The organism is Flavobacterium micromati, assembly GCF_900129585.1.
GTDB lineage: Bacteria > Bacteroidota > Bacteroidia > Flavobacteriales > Flavobacteriaceae > Flavobacterium > Flavobacterium micromati.
This window is the reverse complement of sequence record NZ_FQWF01000013.1, coordinates 84172-98979: the sequence shown is the minus strand read 5'-3', so window position 1 is coordinate 98979 and position 14808 is coordinate 84172. Positions and strand designations below refer to the sequence as shown.

The window sequence follows — 14808 nt, the reverse complement described above, 5'->3', positions numbered from 1 at the left end:
ATGAGTAAATGTGAACAATGTATCGTTAGAGAATTTAGCTCTTTGAAAGCACTTACAAAAGCCGAATTACTAAAATTATCCGAATGCAAAACATCTCATGTTATCAAAAAAGGGGAAGTTATTTTTGAAGAGGGAGAACATGTAAATGGAATATATTGTATTAAAGATGGAATTTGTAAACTGACGAAACTTAGTGCAAATGGTAAAGATCATATTGTAAAGCTAGTAACAAAAGGCGAATTATTAGGCCAACGCTCGATGATAAGTGAAGAACCCGTAAATTTAAGTGCTGTTGCCCTCGAAGACATGCAGGTTTGTTTTATTCCAAAGTCAGACATGATGGGGTTCTTTGATCACAACAATCACTTTTCAATGAATGTCATGAAAACTATTTGTGGCAACTTAAAAGAAGCTGATGATCACACAGTTAATTTAGCCCAAAAAACGGTTAAAGAACGACTAGCTGAAACACTACTATATTTGCATAATACATTTGGCAAAAATGAAGATGATTCACTCAAAGTCCAACTTTCGAGAGACGAACTAGCGAGTATGATAGGAACTGCTACTGAAAGTTGTATTCGTTTATTATCTGATTTTAAAAAATTAGATTTGATTGAGTTAAATGGAAAAAAAATTATTTTAAAAGACATCAATAAACTTAAAAAAATAGCAGATTAATTTTTTTACTCCTTTTTGTTCATTGCCAAATAATATACTGGAATTCCAAGACAAACAATGAATAAACCCAAACCAGTATTTAAAGGATAATAAATGAGTAGCGTCAAACAAATTGCTGTTGTTACAATTATATAAATTGCTGGCACAATTGGATATCCAAAAGCTTTGTAGGGTCTGTCAGCATTTGGTTCTTTTTTTCTAAGAATAAAAACCCCTAAAATTGTTAAAACATAAAACAATAGTGATGCAAAGGTGGCATAAGTAAGCAGATCTCCAAATTTACCCGAAACACATAAAATACAAGCCCAGATACATTGTACCCACAAAGCTTTAGCGGGAACTTGGTTTTTGTTCAGCTGAGTTGCTTGTTTAAAAAAAAGTCCATCTTTTGCCATAGCAAAAAATAATCTACCTCCCGAAAGAATTAGGCCGCTGTTGCAACCAAAGGTGGATACCATTATTAATGCAGCCATTGCAAAAACACCTATATTTCCCATAATCATGCTAGCTGCTGCCGCTCCTACTCTATCGTTGCTGGCAAACATGATTCCGCTACTGCTAATATCAGTAGCATTAGGTGTTCCGTGAATTGGCAATAAAGCCAAATAAGCAAAATTTGCTAAAACATAGATTACTGTAACAATTAAAGTTCCAAGGAATAAACTGCGAGGGATATTTTTTTTGGGTTCTTTAATTTCGCCCGCAATAAAAGTTACATTATTCCACGCATCACTAGAAAAAAGTGAATTAATGATTGTTGCTCCCGCAGCTCCAAGAAGTGCCATTCCTGCAAGTTTTGTCACTTTAATAGTGCCATCTGGATTTACAACTGTTTTACTAGCATCCCACATGTTTGCAAAATTATCGGTCAAAATAGTAGTTTGTAGACCTACGTATAAACCCAAAATTATCAACGCAAAAAGGGCTATCAATTTAGCCGAAGTAAAAATCAGCTGTACCGTTTTTCCACTTTCCACTCCTTTGGTGTTGATATAAGTCAGCAGAATTATACTTAAAATCGCTACTACTTTTTGATATGAAAAAGTGAAATTTGGACCTACTTTAAAAAGTAATGTATCTAACACAGGAAAAAAAATAGCAGCATAATTAGCAAATGTAACCGCAATCGCAGCGATAACTCCCGTTTGAATTACTGTAAAAACCGTCCAGCCGTAAAGGAATGAAACGAGCCTGCCATAAGCACGCTGAATGTAAACAAATTGTCCTCCCGCTTTAGGCATCATCCCAGCTAATTCGCCATAACTTAATGCTGCTGCTACAGTGATTAAACCCGTTACAATCCAAATCACTAATAACCAAGCTGCAGAACCAATATCTCGAGCCATCGCTGATGTTACTATAAAAATCCCTGAACCTATCATCGATCCAGCAACTAAACTCGTAGCATCTATTAATCCTAAAGAACGTTTTAACTCGGTTTTATTTTCTGACATTTATAATTAATTACTAATACTGTTTATTACAAATCGATTTTTGGGTTTTCCGTTTTGGGTTTTCTGTTTTTTGTTTTTTGTTTTCTGTTTTCTGTTTTCTGAATACTAAAAAAATAAACACTTAACATTAAACACAGCAATCTGAAAACTGAACACTATAATCTCTTCGCTTCTTCCCAAAATTTGGAAATTTGAAAATCACAGATTTTCAATTCCAATTTATTTGGGAAGCCTCTTCGCTTCTTCCCAAAATTTGGAAATTTGAAAATCACAGATTTTCAATTCCAATTTATTTGGGAAGCCTCTTCGCTTCTTCCCAAAATTTGGAAATTTGAAAATCACAGATTTTCAATTCCAATTTATTTGGGAAGCCTCTTCGCTTCTTCCCAAAAAACATCCATTTCAGCTAAGGTCATGTCCATTAGGGGTTTTCCTAATTCTCCCGCTTTACTTTCTAAGTATTGAAAGCGTTTGATAAATTTTTTATTGGTTCGTTCTAGCGCATCCTCAGGATTTACTTTTAGAAACCTAGCATAGTTAATCATCGAAAATAACACATCTCCAAATTCAGCCTCAATTTTATCCTGATCGCCTGCCTCAACCTCAACTTGCAGTTCGGCTAATTCTTCTTGTACTTTATCCCAAACTTGGTGCGATTCCTCCCAGTCAAATCCCACTCCTTTTACCTTGTCTTGTATTCTACTCGCTTTTACCAGTGCAGGTAAACTTTTAGGAACTCCTTCTAAAACCGATTTTTTACCTTCTTTTAGCTTTAATTTTTCCCAATTTTGCTTTACTTCTTCTTCATCTTTTACAACAACATCGCTGTAAATATGCGGATGGCGATGAATGAGTTTTTCACAAATTTCATTGCAAACATCTGCTATATCAAAATCATTAGTTTCACTTCCTATTTTAGCATAAAAAACCAAATGTAAAAGTAGATCACCTAATTCTTTCTTGACTTCGTTTAAATCATTATCTAAAATAGCATCTCCTAGTTCATAAGTTTCTTCAATTGTTAGATGACGCAAGCTTTGCATCGTTTGCTTTTTGTCCCAAGGGCATTTCTCCCTTAAATCGTCCATGATGTTTAATAATCTTTCGAAAGCTTGAAGCTGGGTTGGTCTAGAGTTCATAGCGAATATTTTTGGTAAAAATAAAAAATCCCGTTCAGAAATAAAGCTGAACAGGATTAAATTATACTAAACGTAAAATTATTTTTTTGCGACTTTTTTGGCTTTTGCTGGAACGTCAACGGCTGCAACCTCAGTTTCATTGACAATAGAATCAACTTCTTCGGTTTCAACTGCTGCTGGAACTGAATCAACCAGTAATCCTTTTGATTGAAGCATATTGTACCAATTTAAAACTTTTTTGATGTCTGATGGATAAACGCGCTCGTCGTCATAATCAGGTAAAATCTCTTTGAAATAAGCAATTAAAGTTGCGTTGTCCTCTTTATGAGAAATAGCTTGTCCCTTATTTTCCTTATCAGCAATAATCTGCATGATTTGAGACAATGGTTTCTCCGCTTCAAAAGTGTAAATCGAGATTTCAGATAATAAGCTGACATTGCTTTTCAAATTAACTGTGATTTTTTTGCCGTCAACTAATGACTCTGCTACAAATCCAGTACGCGTTTGTACTTGTAATACATATAAACCTGGTTTCCCAGAAATAGCCAATATTTTTTCTAAATTCATTTTTTTGTAATTATAATTAAGAATTTGATTTATTTAGTTGTTGGTTTAAAACCAAAAATCATACCAAGGATTGACGAATATTATCTTCCTTTTTTACCAAAAAATCTCATTCGGTATTCTTGGAACGTTTTTCCTTCGATGATATTTTTTAGTTTTTTTTGAATCAAGCGTTTTTTTAGTGAAGAAATTTTATCAGTAAACAAAATTCCTTCAATATGGTCGTATTCATGCTGAATAACTCGCGCAATTAATCCGTCAAAAACTTCCGTTTTAATCACAAAATCTTCCTCACAGTATTCAATCGTTATTGAAGGATTTCGATAAACATCTTCACGCACGTCAGGAATACTCAAGCAGCCTTCGTTAAAAGTCCATTCTACGCCTTCTTCTTTTATCATTTTAGCATTGATGAAAGTTTTTTTGAAGCTTTGTAACTGCTTCTGTTCTGCATCATTCAGCTCTTCATCATCACTAAATGGCGTTGTGTCGATTACAAATAAACGAACTGCTAAACCTATTTGAGGCGCAGCGAGTCCAACACCGCAGGCGTTGTACATTGTATCATACATATTAGCGATTGTTTCCTTCAAGTTGGGATATTCTGGGGTAAGTAATTCTCCAGTTTTTCTTAAAACTGGATCGCCATATCCTATAATTGGTAAAATCATTAGTCTTGCATTAAAATATTATCTGTCGAAATGGAAATTCATTTCCATTTATTTGAGTCTGCAAAAATAGTAAAAAATTAGACAATGAATAATCCACAGTTCATTATTAGCTAATATTAACAATTTATGTTAAAAGAGCTGCCTTTATTGTTTGAATAATTCATACAAATCTTACCTTTGCTACGACACAATATTATGCTACAAAAAATCAAAATATTTATAGATTCTATTTATTTCACAAATGCGTTGAAAGTTACAATAGCAGCAGTAATTCCTGTGGTTTTATTTTCTCTTTTAGGCGAGTTTAGGATTGGATTTACTATTGCTTTAGGCGCATTTTTTACTTATCCAAGCGATATTCCAAGCAGTCTAAAACATAAAATTAATGGCGTCTTATTTACTGCTTTATTGGTTTCTGTTATTAATCTGTTGGTTAATATAATGTATCCTCACAGTTGGATTTTTTATCCATTTTTAGCAATTTTAATTTTCATGTTGTCGATGATTTCTGTTTATGGACATCGTGCTACAATGACTTCTTTTTCTGGATTGCTTGCCGTTTCAATTGCATTTTCCAACTTAAATACAGGTTGGGCAATGGTAGAGCATGCTGGATTAATTCTTGCAGGTGGATTATTTTACCTTTTAATTTCATTAGTTTTTTATTACGTTAGACCAAACCGATATATTGAATTACAAATAGCTGAATGTATCAAACTTACTGCAAAATATCTCAAACTGAGGGGAGATTTGTGGACTCTCAATGCCGATAGAAAATTGATTATTGAAAAACAACTGCATCTTCAAGTGGAGTTAAATACCATTCATGAAAACATCAGAGAGGTACTTATTAGAAGTTCAACTACTTCTGGTTCTTCCAATCAAAATCGGAAAATGCTACTGGTTTTCATCTCGTTAGTAGAAATTCTTGAGCTAGCATTATCAACGGCATTTGACCATAATAAGTTACATCAAAAATTTGATGAGCATCCAAAAGTGCTATTGACTTATCAAAGTTTAGCGTATAACCTTGCTGCAAGTATAAAGCAATTATCTAAAAGTGTAAGAAAACAAACTTTATACACGTCCAAATACGATTTACTACATGATCTTAATTCTTTAAGTCATGCAATTTTAACTTATGAAAGTGATTTAGAGAAAACTGCTGCTGTGGAAGGAGTTTTTATGTTAACGACAATGTTGCAATATGCTGAAAAACAGATTGAAAAAATAAAAATCATTGAACACGCTTTTACACTTGGTTCCCGATTACAGGATTTGAAAGGAAAAGACAAAGATTTAGAGAAATTTTTAGCTCCTCATTATTATCCGTTGAGTACCTTGACTCAGAATTTTAGTTTTTCCTCTTCAATTTTTAGACATTCATTGCGATTGACAATAACATTACTCTTTGGTTTTGTTGTTGGTGCTTTTTTACCATTTCAAAATGTTTATTGGATACTACTTACAATAATCGTAATTCTGAGGCCTAGCTATGGCTTAACAAAAGCGCGTTCTTTTCAAAGAATGATAGGAACAATTATTGGTGGGTTAATTGCTTTTGGGATTTTATACTTTATGAGTGATAATTTGTTTATCAGCATACTCGCCATAATTTGCATGCTTCTTGGATTTACTTTCACACAAATAAATTATAAAGTAAGCGCTACATTTATTACAATGTATGTAGTTTTTATTTACGGAATAGTTACACCCAATATTAGCGATTTAGTTCAATACCGAATTTTAGATACACTTGTAGGAGCGGTTTTAGCATTTATGGCCAATCATTTTTTATTTCCTACGTGGGAGTTTGTAAACACGCCTATCCATTTAAAGAAATCGATTACTGCAAACCAAGAATATTTAAAAGAAATCGCACTATTCTATAACAAGAAAGGTAGTATTTCTACTTCCTATCGTTTGGCACGAAAAAATGCTTTCATCGAAATAGGAAATTTGATGGCGTCGTTTCAAAGAATGTCGCAAGAACCAAAATCGAAACAAAGACAATTACCGCAAGTTTATAAATTAGCTGTTCTAAACCACTCTTTGCTTTCTTCTTTAGCTTCATTAGGAACTTATATCCAATCCCATAAAACTTCGTCAGCCTCGGAAGCATTTAATATTGTAGTGGAAACTGTCGATAATAACTTAAAAAACGCAATTGAAGTATTAAACGACACTACTGAAATTTATGATGAAAGTATAGCGCAAAAAGATTTGTCTATACATTTTACTGCCTTAAAAAATATTCGAGAAAAAGAATTACAAGAAGGAGAAAAGTTCAATCCAGAAGACTTTCAATTAAAAATGCAAGAAGCACAATTAGTAATTGAGCAACTAGTGTGGTTAATTAACTTATCCGGAAATATTGTTAAAGCAACAAAAACACTTAAAAATACCTAGTAAAAATGGCGCTAATTTAAAAAGTTTTTAAAAGTAAGCGCCGTTTTTTAAGTTTATATTTTATGTATTTAATTTTAAAACTGCCGCGGTTTCTTTTCGAATTTCGGCTAATAAATCGGGGTTTTCATTTAGTTTGTGCCCGTAAGAAGGAATCATTACTTTTAACTTTTCTTGCCATTCAGCTGTTTTAAATTGATCTTTAAAACATCTTTCAATTAAATCAATCATAATGGAAACTGCAGTAGATGCGCCAGGAGAAGCGCCAAGTAAAACAGATAACGAACCATCTTGAGTCGTAATTACTTCAGTGCCAAATTCAAGAATTCCTCCCTCTTTTTCATCTTTCTTGATCACTTGAACCCGTTGTCCAGCTCGTTCTAAAACCCAGTCCTTCGCTTTAGCACTAGGAACATATTCTTTTAGTGCATTGATTCTGTCTTTTGGGGACTGCCGCACTTGGTCAATCAAATATTTAGTGAGCGGAATATTCTTTATACCCGCAGCAATCATTGGTATAATATTATCTGGTTTTATCGACAACGGTAAATCAGAATACGAACCGTTCTTTAAAAAACGCGTTGAAAAACCTGCAAAAGGACCAAAAAGTAGTTGTTTTTCTCCATTTATCATTCGGGAATCAATATGCGGAACTGACATAGGCGGAGCGCCAACACTTGCTTTTCCATAAACTTTTGCTTGATGTTTTGCAATCACATCTGGGTTAACACATTTCAACCATTGTCCGCTTACCGGGAAACCACCGTATCCTTTGCCTTCTATAACGTTAGCTTTTTCTAGTAATGGTAGCGAACCACCTCCAGCCCCGATGAAAACAAATTTTGGATATGCTTTTTTCTTTTGGCCTGAAGCCAAATCAGTAATTTTGATTCTCCACAATTTATCCTCACGCTGTTTCAATTTTGTAACCTCGTGATGAAAATGGATTGTGACACCATCTAATTTAGTTAAATACCCAAAAATATTTCTAGTTAATTCTCCAAAATTCACATCGGTACCAATTGACATTGATGTTGCTGCAACTTTATCTGATTCATCTCGGCCTTCCATAACGAGCGGCATCCATTGTTTCAATAGACTTAAATCTTTACTGAAAACCATTTCTTTAAAAAGAGGATTAGATTGTAGCGCTTCAAATCGCTTTTTGAGATAGGCAACATTTTTATCACCCCATACAAAACTTAGATGTGGAATACTTTTTATAAAATTTTCAGGAGATGAGACTTTATTTTCTTGAACAAGATAAGCCCAAAACTGTCGAGATACTTCGAAGGATTCTGCTATGCTTATTGCTTTGTTTGCACTTACACTTCCATCTTCACTTTCAGGAGTATAATTAAGCTCACAAAAAGCAGAATGTCCCGTTCCTGCATTATTCCAAGCATCAGAACTTTCTGCGGCTGCAATATCTAAACGCTCGTAAATTTCGATTGTAATATCAGGTTGTAATTCCTTAAGGATTATACCTAGAGTAGCGCTCATAATTCCAGCTCCTATAAGAACTACGTCGCTATTTGTGCGGATGGTTGTATCTGGCATGACAAAAATTTTAAGGCACAAAGATACTTTATAAAACTAAAAAAAATATAACAATAAATTGTTAAAAAGTAGGGAATGAGACTTAGATTTAGCGGTAAGATTTACTCAATATCTTTTTTGAGTCAAATAATCTTGCAACATAATTGTTGCAGAGATCTCATCGATAAGTGCTTTATTTTGCCGCTGTTTTTTTTTCATACCGCTATCAATCATCGATTGAAAAGCCATTTTTGAAGTAAATCGTTCATCGACTCTAATAACTTTCATTTCAGGAAAATGATTGGTAAAATGCGTAACAAAACCTTTTATCATTGACGCACTTTCTGATGGCAAACCGTTCATTTGTTTGGGTTCACCTATCAGAACTGCTTCTACTTTTTCCTTACTGAAATAATCTTTTAAAAAAGCAATTGCTGTAGCACTTGGTATTGTAGTTAATCCAGATGCAATGATTTGCATTTCATCGGTAACCGCTATCCCAGTTCGTTTTTGACCGTAATCTATGGAGAGAATTCTAGGCATTTATCTATATTTTTATCAAAGGTAAAAATGATGATTTATAAAACCTAAAGTGAATCTTTATATTTGATAAATCCGAAAACAAAAATGGTGTTTTGTAGTATATTAATTTCATAAACACAAGTATAGCCCTTGAAAACGTAATCTCTTATATTTTCACTATCAAAATAAATTGACTTTTTGTAATGAAGGGGGTGCTTTAAATCTTTTTTAATATTTTTAAGTAAATCTTTTCTGAATTTGAAAGCTGCTCTAGGCTTATCCTTATAAATGTAACGAACCTGATCTGTCAATAGTTTTAAAAATTCATTTGAGATATTAACTATCATATTCAGAAAATATTTTGTCTAAAATTGCATCAGCTTCTTCAACTGTATACAATTTTTCATTTCCGCTTTTGAGTTTAGCATATGCAATATCTAGTTTTTCCTTGTTCTCATCGAAATTAGGATCTTCCTGAACAATTTTTAGTTCATCAGATGAAAACGAACTCAATAACTCTAAAATTTTAGCTTTTATTCTTGGTTGAAATTCTAATATAATTGTTTCCATGATACTTTCGTTTACTATACAAAGATATAAATTTTTACAAAATAAAATCTAAACTTACTTCTTGTATAAAGACAATCAAACAAGAAGTTAAATCTGTAACATTTTCAACTCATTTTGCTTTTTTGCTTTTAGTTAAAAATCCTATCTTTGGCTAAAAATTTTTAGACATGAATCCATTACAAACGATTATAGAACAAGCTTGGGAAAACCGTGCTTTGTTACAAGAAACTACAACTACCAGCGCCATCCGGGAAGTTATTGAATTACTAGATACTGGTAAATTACGTGTAGCTGAGCCAGTTGGCGAGAAATGGCAAGTTAACGAATGGATAAAGAAAGCTGTTGTGATGTACTTCCCTATTCAAAAAATGGAAACATGGGAATCTGGAATTTTCGAATACCATGACAAAATGCTCTTAAAAAGAGGTTTTGCCGAAAAAGGAATTCGCGTAGTTCCCAATGCAGTCGCGCGTTATGGAGCATACATATCAAGTGGTGTAATTTTGATGCCAAGTTATGTAAACATTGGTGCTTATGTTGACGAAGGAACTATGGTGGATACATGGGCAACAGTAGGAAGTTGCGCACAAATTGGAAAAAACGTTCACTTGAGCGGTGGTGTAGGAATTGGTGGTGTTCTTGAACCATTACAAGCAGCTCCCGTAATTATTGAAGATGGTGCTTTTATAGGTTCTCGTTGTATTGTTGTTGAAGGAGTTCATGTGGGTAAAGAAGCGGTTCTAGGTGCTAACGTATGTTTGACTGCGTCTACAAAAATTATTGACGTCACTGGCGATACGCCTGTTGAGATGAAAGGTTTTGTTCCTGCACGATCCGTTGTTATTCCTGGAAGTTATACAAAGTCGTTTCCAGCCGGAGATTTCCAAGTTCCATGTGCATTGATAATTGGGACGCGTAAACCATCTACTGACTTAAAAACCTCTTTAAACAATGCTTTGAGAGAATATGACGTAGCGGTTTAAAGCATTTCTATGTTAAATATTTTACAATAAAATCAATTGGATATTTCAATACTTATAGTTAATTATCGCGGTTGGAAAGCATTAGATCTATGTTTAGAATCTATTAACTTAATCATTTCTAAAACTTTTTCTTTTGAAGTGATAATAGTTGACAATTTTTCTAATGACGGGCAATTCACTATTTTTAAACAAAAATATTCCAAATTCAATTTTTTAGAAAACTCTGGTAATAATGGTTTCTCAAATGGTTGCAACATTGCTGCAAGCGTTGCTAAGGGAAACCATTTTCTTTTCTTAAATCCAGATACAAAACTCACTCTTGAGTCATTAGAAATTTTATTACGCAACGCTATCTTACATCCTGAAATCGGAATCTTGTCTTGCTTGCAGATAAATGAAAATGATGTTTTATATAAACAGACAAATTTATTTCCAGCTTTTGGTCGGTTTTTCGGAATTTCGCGATCCCTTTTTAGAAAGTTTAATAAAAAGCTATTAAACAAGCGCTTTAACAACAACAATAATCTATTTTATCCTGATTGGGTAACCGGCGCAGTGATCTTTATAAATCGGGACTGGTTTAATAAAATTAAAGGATGGAACGAAGACTACTGGTTATATTTTGAAGATGTTGATCTTTGTAAAAAAGTAACCGATGCTGGAGGAAAAGTAGCAGTAACCAGAGAAACAACTATATTTCATCAGCATGGTGGGGCTTCTAGATTAAATGTGAAAACAAAAGCACTGACAAAAACAGAAGTAATTATTTCCAAACATGTTTATATCAGCAATCAATTTTCAACATTAATTCAACTATATCTACAAAGTTTATTGATTGCAGGAGTCCTTTTAGAGAAGATATTTTTATCTATTTTAAGTTTAATTTTGTTTTTTATTCCAAAATTAAAAGTGAATCCTTTAATGCTCAAGAACCTATTTATTTATTATTGGAATGCGCTAGTAAATAAAACATGGATTAGTCCGCGAGCAATAAATTACCTAAAAACAAAAGTTTAATTTTTTTTCAAAAACTTTTTAAATGAAAATACTTGTAATTCAGCAAAAAATGATTGGAGATGTTTTAGTGACTTCTATTTTATGTGATAATTTACGTAAAGCCTACCCAACTGCCATAATTGATTATATGGTTTACGAATCTACAAAGGCTGTTTTAGAAGGAAACACCAGTTTTAATCGTTTAATCCTCTTCGAAAAGAAGCATCAAACGAGCAAATGGGAATACTTCAAGTTAATAAAATCTATTCATCAAGAAAAATATGATATAGTAATAGATGCATATTCCAAACTTGAAAGTTGGCTTGTGGTATTGTTTTCAGGTGCTAAGAAAAAAATATCATATAAAAAAAGGGGTAGAGAGTTCTTATACACTAACACTGTTGAAAGAACAAAAACATCCAAATCAAATTTAGGATTAATAATTGACCAACGATTAGCACTGCTGGAACCTTTACATTTAAAAATTGAATTAGATAATTTTCCTCAAATTTACGCTACAAAAAAGGAGCATGAATATGCAACTTCACTTTTTAATTTACATGCGGTAAATCAGTCAAAAAAAACAATCATGCTAAGCATTTTAGGCAGTAGTTTAGATAAAACTTATCCACTGCTTTATATGTCAAAACTTCTTGATTTTATAGCTTCTAAAGGCAATATTAATTTGCTATTTAATTATATGCCGTCGCAAAAAGAGGAAGCCACGGTAATTTACGATGCCTGTAACGAAGGAACTAAATCTAAACTATATCCACAAGTTTTGGGTAAAAATATAAGAGAATTTATTGCAATTATGAATTCTTGCGATCTTATAATTGGTAATGATGGAGGCGCAATAAATATGGCTAAAGCTTTAGGGAAACCCTCATTCATTATTTTTTCGCCTTGGATCGATAAAAAAGGTTGGGCTACATTTGAAGATGGTATCAAGCATGTCTCGGTACATTTGGAAGAATTTAAACCAGAATTGTTTATTAATAAATCTGCTAAAATGGTAAAAAAGGAAAATGCGCTATTTTATAAAGAATTTAGTCCTGAATTAATTTATCCCGTTTTAGAAACTTTTTTAAGAACGCATGCAGTATGATTTGATCTTGAAAGAGAAATTAGATCAAAAAGTATAATCGTAAAATTCCTATCTCCAAAATAAAAGTTTCTTTTTTCTCGCTATTTTTCTTTCAAATTTTTCTTGAAAATCATTTGTATAAAACCACATTTTTTCAAAAATATTTGCTTCGTTTTGAATGCTATACAACTTTGCATATTCATTACTCATGATCGCGATCATCTCTTTTTTGGGCGTGAGCCTGCTGAAATTTTTCATTCTCATATTAAAATCCATGGTATCATGAAAATTCATTCTATTTAAATCAACTAGGAAAAATGAATATTCATTTTCTGAAACTTTTTTAATTAAAGTATTTCCAGGCGAATGATCAAGAAATTCAATGCCTTTTTCATGCAAATCAATTGTAAATCTAGTAAACTGTCTCAAAATATTTTCGTGATCCGGAAAATTAGGAATTTGTACTAATTCTCTAAAAGTCAAATCGCTGGATAGGTGTTCACTAACATAGTAACTTTCTTGAAGTCCTAGAATACCAAAATTTTCAGCGTAAGCGACTGGTTCTGGTGTTCCAATTCCGTTTTCAAGCAATTTAATCCCATATTCGTAAGAGCGTTTGGCTTTTGATTTTCTAAAATATTTATAGGCGATTTGATTAATTATATGTGGAATTTTGAATGATTTTATATTTATTGTTTTACCGTCTAGTTCGAATAGTTTTATGGTATTGCGTTGCCCGTCTCCAAAAAGACTTCCCGTTGAATTAAAATTAATTATACAATTTTCGATTGCTTTTTCTTCATACCTAGAACGAACCTTTAATAACATTTAATTTTGAGTTGATTAATAATGTGTAAAAATAGAGAAATCATGGCTGAGAAATAGCATTACTTTTTACATTTCTCCGGCACACTATCAATTCTTATCTTGCAAGAAGAAATTTTTAGTCTGTAAAATTTTTGTGATTTCAGGTTATTTGTTATTTGAAAAATAGCTTACCATTTTTTTATACTTTTACACTTAAAACTAAAGTAACGTAGGCCGTATCAAAAAATGAAAATATTAAACATTACATCCATCACAGAATTACGAGGTGGTGACAATCAAATGTATACAATTTACAACCTTCTAAAAGATGATAAAAACATAACACAATATATTCTCTGTCCTGAAAATTCAGTGCTTGCAAAAATGTGCGAGAAGGAAAATATAAAATATTTTACATACAGAAAAAATGCTTTTAAGATTATAAATTTAATTTTTGCGATAATCAAAATTTGTAAGGATTGTAAGGTCGATATTCTTCACATTCATGATTCTACTGCACTTAATGCAGGGCTAATTGCTAAGAAATTTTTATATAATTCTATTAATTTAATTTTTAGTCGAAAGAGAAATAATCCCATTAAAGATAAATTTTTAAATAAATATAAATATTCTCATAAAAGCATTAAAAAAATTATTTGTGTCTCTAAAGCAGTTGAAGCTGTTTTTTACAACATTATTAAAGATCGAGATCGCTTGATTACGATTTATGATGCTATAGATGTTAAAAAATTTGAAACAAAAGAGCATAAAAATATTTTACACAAAGAGTTTAATATTCCTCAAGAAACTTTGATCATTGGAAATATTGCCTCTTTAACCAACCAAAAAGACATTTATACTTTTATTGATACAGCAAAAAAAGTGCTCCAAAAAAACGAAAAAATGATTCCTATAAAATTTATAGTTATCGGAGAGGGATCGTTAATTGATAATTTAAAATCCTATTCTTTAAAAAATAATTTAAGCAATGACTTAATTTTTGCGGGGTATAGAAGTAATGTTTTGGATCTATTACCCGAATTCAATATTTTCCTAATTACCTCTATAACGGAGGGATTACCATTGTCAATTTATGAAGCTATGGCATGTGGAGTTCCTATAGTTGCAACAAAAGCAGGTGGCATACCCGAAGTTGTGATTGACGCAAAAACTGGGTTTCTAGCTGAAATCAAAGATTCGAATACGCTTTCAGACTGTGTCATCAAACTAATTAATGATCCTTCACTAAAAGAAAAATTTACAAATAATGCTCTGGCTGCAGTGAAAAAGAATCATGATTTAAACACCTTAAAGAAAAATTATGAAAAGCTTTATACGGACACTATGAATGATTCTTCAAACGATAACAATTCCATGTTAAGAAATTAA

Annotated in this window: 15 protein-coding genes; 6 read left to right on the top strand and 9 right to left on the bottom strand. The window is 32.3% G+C overall.

The window, feature by feature from the left end; all coding sequences use genetic code 11:
• On the top strand, nucleotides 1-681 hold the full coding sequence (locus BUB42_RS14100) for a Crp/Fnr family transcriptional regulator (protein WP_073021566.1): 681 nt from the start codon (nucleotides 1-3) through the stop codon (nucleotides 679-681).
• 5 nt (nucleotides 682-686) lie between these two features.
• Here BUB42_RS14100 and BUB42_RS14095 read toward each other — a convergent pair whose 3' ends face one another.
• The 4 genes from BUB42_RS14095 to def all read right to left on the bottom strand — a co-directional run bounded on the left by BUB42_RS14095 (nucleotide 687) and on the right by def (nucleotide 4509).
• Nucleotides 687-2135: an APC family permease gene (locus BUB42_RS14095; protein ID WP_073021505.1), complete on the bottom strand. Its 1449-nt coding sequence runs from the start codon at nucleotides 2133-2135 to the stop codon at nucleotides 687-689.
• Nucleotides 2136-2494: 359 nt separating this feature from the next.
• Nucleotides 2495-3274, bottom strand: a complete 780-nt coding sequence (gene mazG, locus BUB42_RS14090; RefSeq protein ID WP_073021503.1) for a nucleoside triphosphate pyrophosphohydrolase — start codon at nucleotides 3272-3274, stop codon at nucleotides 2495-2497.
• 78 nt (nucleotides 3275-3352) lie between these two features.
• Nucleotides 3353-3841: a DUF5606 family protein gene (locus BUB42_RS14085; RefSeq protein WP_073021502.1), complete on the bottom strand. Its 489-nt coding sequence runs from the start codon at nucleotides 3839-3841 to the stop codon at nucleotides 3353-3355.
• An 80-nt stretch (nucleotides 3842-3921) separates the two neighbouring features.
• On the bottom strand, nucleotides 3922-4509 hold the full coding sequence (def, locus tag BUB42_RS14080) for a peptide deformylase (RefSeq protein ID WP_073021500.1): 588 nt from the start codon (nucleotides 4507-4509) through the stop codon (nucleotides 3922-3924).
• Nucleotides 4510-4704: 195 nt separating this feature from the next.
• Here def and BUB42_RS14075 point away from each other — a divergent pair, with 195 nt between their 5' ends.
• Nucleotides 4705-6918, top strand: coding sequence for an FUSC family protein (locus tag BUB42_RS14075; RefSeq protein WP_073021499.1), 2214 nt, complete (start codon nucleotides 4705-4707; stop codon nucleotides 6916-6918).
• 60 nt (nucleotides 6919-6978) lie between these two features.
• Here BUB42_RS14075 and BUB42_RS14070 read toward each other — a convergent pair whose 3' ends face one another.
• The 4 genes from BUB42_RS14070 to BUB42_RS14055 form a co-directional block, all read right to left on the bottom strand.
• Nucleotides 6979-8475: a malate:quinone oxidoreductase gene (locus tag BUB42_RS14070; RefSeq protein ID WP_073021497.1), complete on the bottom strand. Its 1497-nt coding sequence runs from the start codon at nucleotides 8473-8475 to the stop codon at nucleotides 6979-6981.
• Between the two features lie 105 nt (nucleotides 8476-8580).
• Nucleotides 8581-8997: a Holliday junction resolvase RuvX gene (ruvX, locus tag BUB42_RS14065; RefSeq protein WP_073021496.1), complete on the bottom strand. Its 417-nt coding sequence runs from the start codon at nucleotides 8995-8997 to the stop codon at nucleotides 8581-8583.
• Between the two features lie 44 nt (nucleotides 8998-9041).
• Nucleotides 9042-9323: a type II toxin-antitoxin system RelE/ParE family toxin gene (locus BUB42_RS14060; protein ID WP_073021494.1), complete on the bottom strand. Its 282-nt coding sequence runs from the start codon at nucleotides 9321-9323 to the stop codon at nucleotides 9042-9044.
• Nucleotides 9313-9546 carry a hypothetical protein gene (locus BUB42_RS14055; protein ID WP_073021492.1) on the bottom strand — a complete coding sequence of 78 codons (234 nt, stop codon included), beginning with the start codon at nucleotides 9544-9546 and terminating at the stop codon, nucleotides 9313-9315. The genes BUB42_RS14060 and BUB42_RS14055 overlap by 11 nt, the downstream gene beginning before the upstream one ends.
• 167 nt (nucleotides 9547-9713) lie before the next feature.
• Between BUB42_RS14055 and BUB42_RS14050 the strand changes: the two genes are divergently transcribed.
• From BUB42_RS14050 to BUB42_RS14040, 3 genes are read left to right on the top strand one after another with little or no spacing between them, the layout of a single operon-like run.
• A complete protein-coding gene (locus BUB42_RS14050) occupies nucleotides 9714-10529 on the top strand; it encodes a 2,3,4,5-tetrahydropyridine-2,6-dicarboxylate N-succinyltransferase (RefSeq protein WP_073021490.1) in 816 nt (271 codons plus the stop codon).
• A gap of 36 nt (nucleotides 10530-10565) precedes the next feature.
• Nucleotides 10566-11546: a glycosyltransferase family 2 protein gene (locus BUB42_RS14045; protein WP_073021488.1), complete on the top strand. Its 981-nt coding sequence runs from the start codon at nucleotides 10566-10568 to the stop codon at nucleotides 11544-11546.
• Between the two features lie 22 nt (nucleotides 11547-11568).
• Nucleotides 11569-12633 (top strand): glycosyltransferase family 9 protein, encoded by a 1065-nt coding sequence (locus BUB42_RS14040; protein WP_073021486.1) that lies wholly within the window; start codon nucleotides 11569-11571, stop codon nucleotides 12631-12633.
• A gap of 48 nt (nucleotides 12634-12681) precedes the next feature.
• Here BUB42_RS14040 and BUB42_RS14035 read toward each other — a convergent pair whose 3' ends face one another.
• Nucleotides 12682-13440 (bottom strand): lipopolysaccharide kinase InaA family protein, encoded by a 759-nt coding sequence (locus BUB42_RS14035; RefSeq protein WP_073021485.1) that lies wholly within the window; start codon nucleotides 13438-13440, stop codon nucleotides 12682-12684.
• Nucleotides 13441-13665: 225 nt separating this feature from the next.
• On the opposite strand from BUB42_RS14035, the gene BUB42_RS14030 reads away from it, so the two are divergent.
• A complete protein-coding gene (locus tag BUB42_RS14030; protein ID WP_073021483.1) occupies nucleotides 13666-14808 on the top strand; it encodes a glycosyltransferase in 1143 nt (380 codons plus the stop codon).

Excerpts from the sequence above, each read along its gene's own strand:
- BUB42_RS14100 (WP_073021566.1), top strand. The coding sequence starts at position 1 with ATGAGTAAATGTGAACAATGTATCGTTAGAGAATTTAGCTCTTTGAAA.
- BUB42_RS14095 (WP_073021505.1), bottom strand. The coding sequence starts at position 2,135 with ATGTCAGAAAATAAAACCGAGTTAAAACGTTCTTTAGGATTAATAGAT.
- mazG (WP_073021503.1), bottom strand. The coding sequence starts at position 3,274 with ATGAACTCTAGACCAACCCAGCTTCAAGCTTTCGAAAGATTATTAAAC.
- BUB42_RS14085 (WP_073021502.1), bottom strand. The coding sequence starts at position 3,841 with ATGAATTTAGAAAAAATATTGGCTATTTCTGGGAAACCAGGTTTATAT.
- def (WP_073021500.1), bottom strand. The coding sequence starts at position 4,509 with ATGATTTTACCAATTATAGGATATGGCGATCCAGTTTTAAGAAAAACT.
- BUB42_RS14075 (WP_073021499.1), top strand. The coding sequence starts at position 4,705 with ATGCTACAAAAAATCAAAATATTTATAGATTCTATTTATTTCACAAAT.
- BUB42_RS14070 (WP_073021497.1), bottom strand. The coding sequence starts at position 8,475 with ATGCCAGATACAACCATCCGCACAAATAGCGACGTAGTTCTTATAGGA.
- ruvX (WP_073021496.1), bottom strand. The coding sequence starts at position 8,997 with ATGCCTAGAATTCTCTCCATAGATTACGGTCAAAAACGAACTGGGATA.
- BUB42_RS14060 (WP_073021494.1), bottom strand. The coding sequence starts at position 9,323 with ATGATAGTTAATATCTCAAATGAATTTTTAAAACTATTGACAGATCAG.
- BUB42_RS14055 (WP_073021492.1), bottom strand. The coding sequence starts at position 9,546 with ATGGAAACAATTATATTAGAATTTCAACCAAGAATAAAAGCTAAAATT.
- BUB42_RS14050 (WP_073021490.1), top strand. The coding sequence starts at position 9,714 with ATGAATCCATTACAAACGATTATAGAACAAGCTTGGGAAAACCGTGCT.
- BUB42_RS14040 (WP_073021486.1), top strand. The coding sequence starts at position 11,569 with ATGAAAATACTTGTAATTCAGCAAAAAATGATTGGAGATGTTTTAGTG.
- BUB42_RS14035 (WP_073021485.1), bottom strand. The coding sequence starts at position 13,440 with ATGTTATTAAAGGTTCGTTCTAGGTATGAAGAAAAAGCAATCGAAAAT.
- BUB42_RS14030 (WP_073021483.1), top strand. The coding sequence starts at position 13,666 with ATGAAAATATTAAACATTACATCCATCACAGAATTACGAGGTGGTGAC.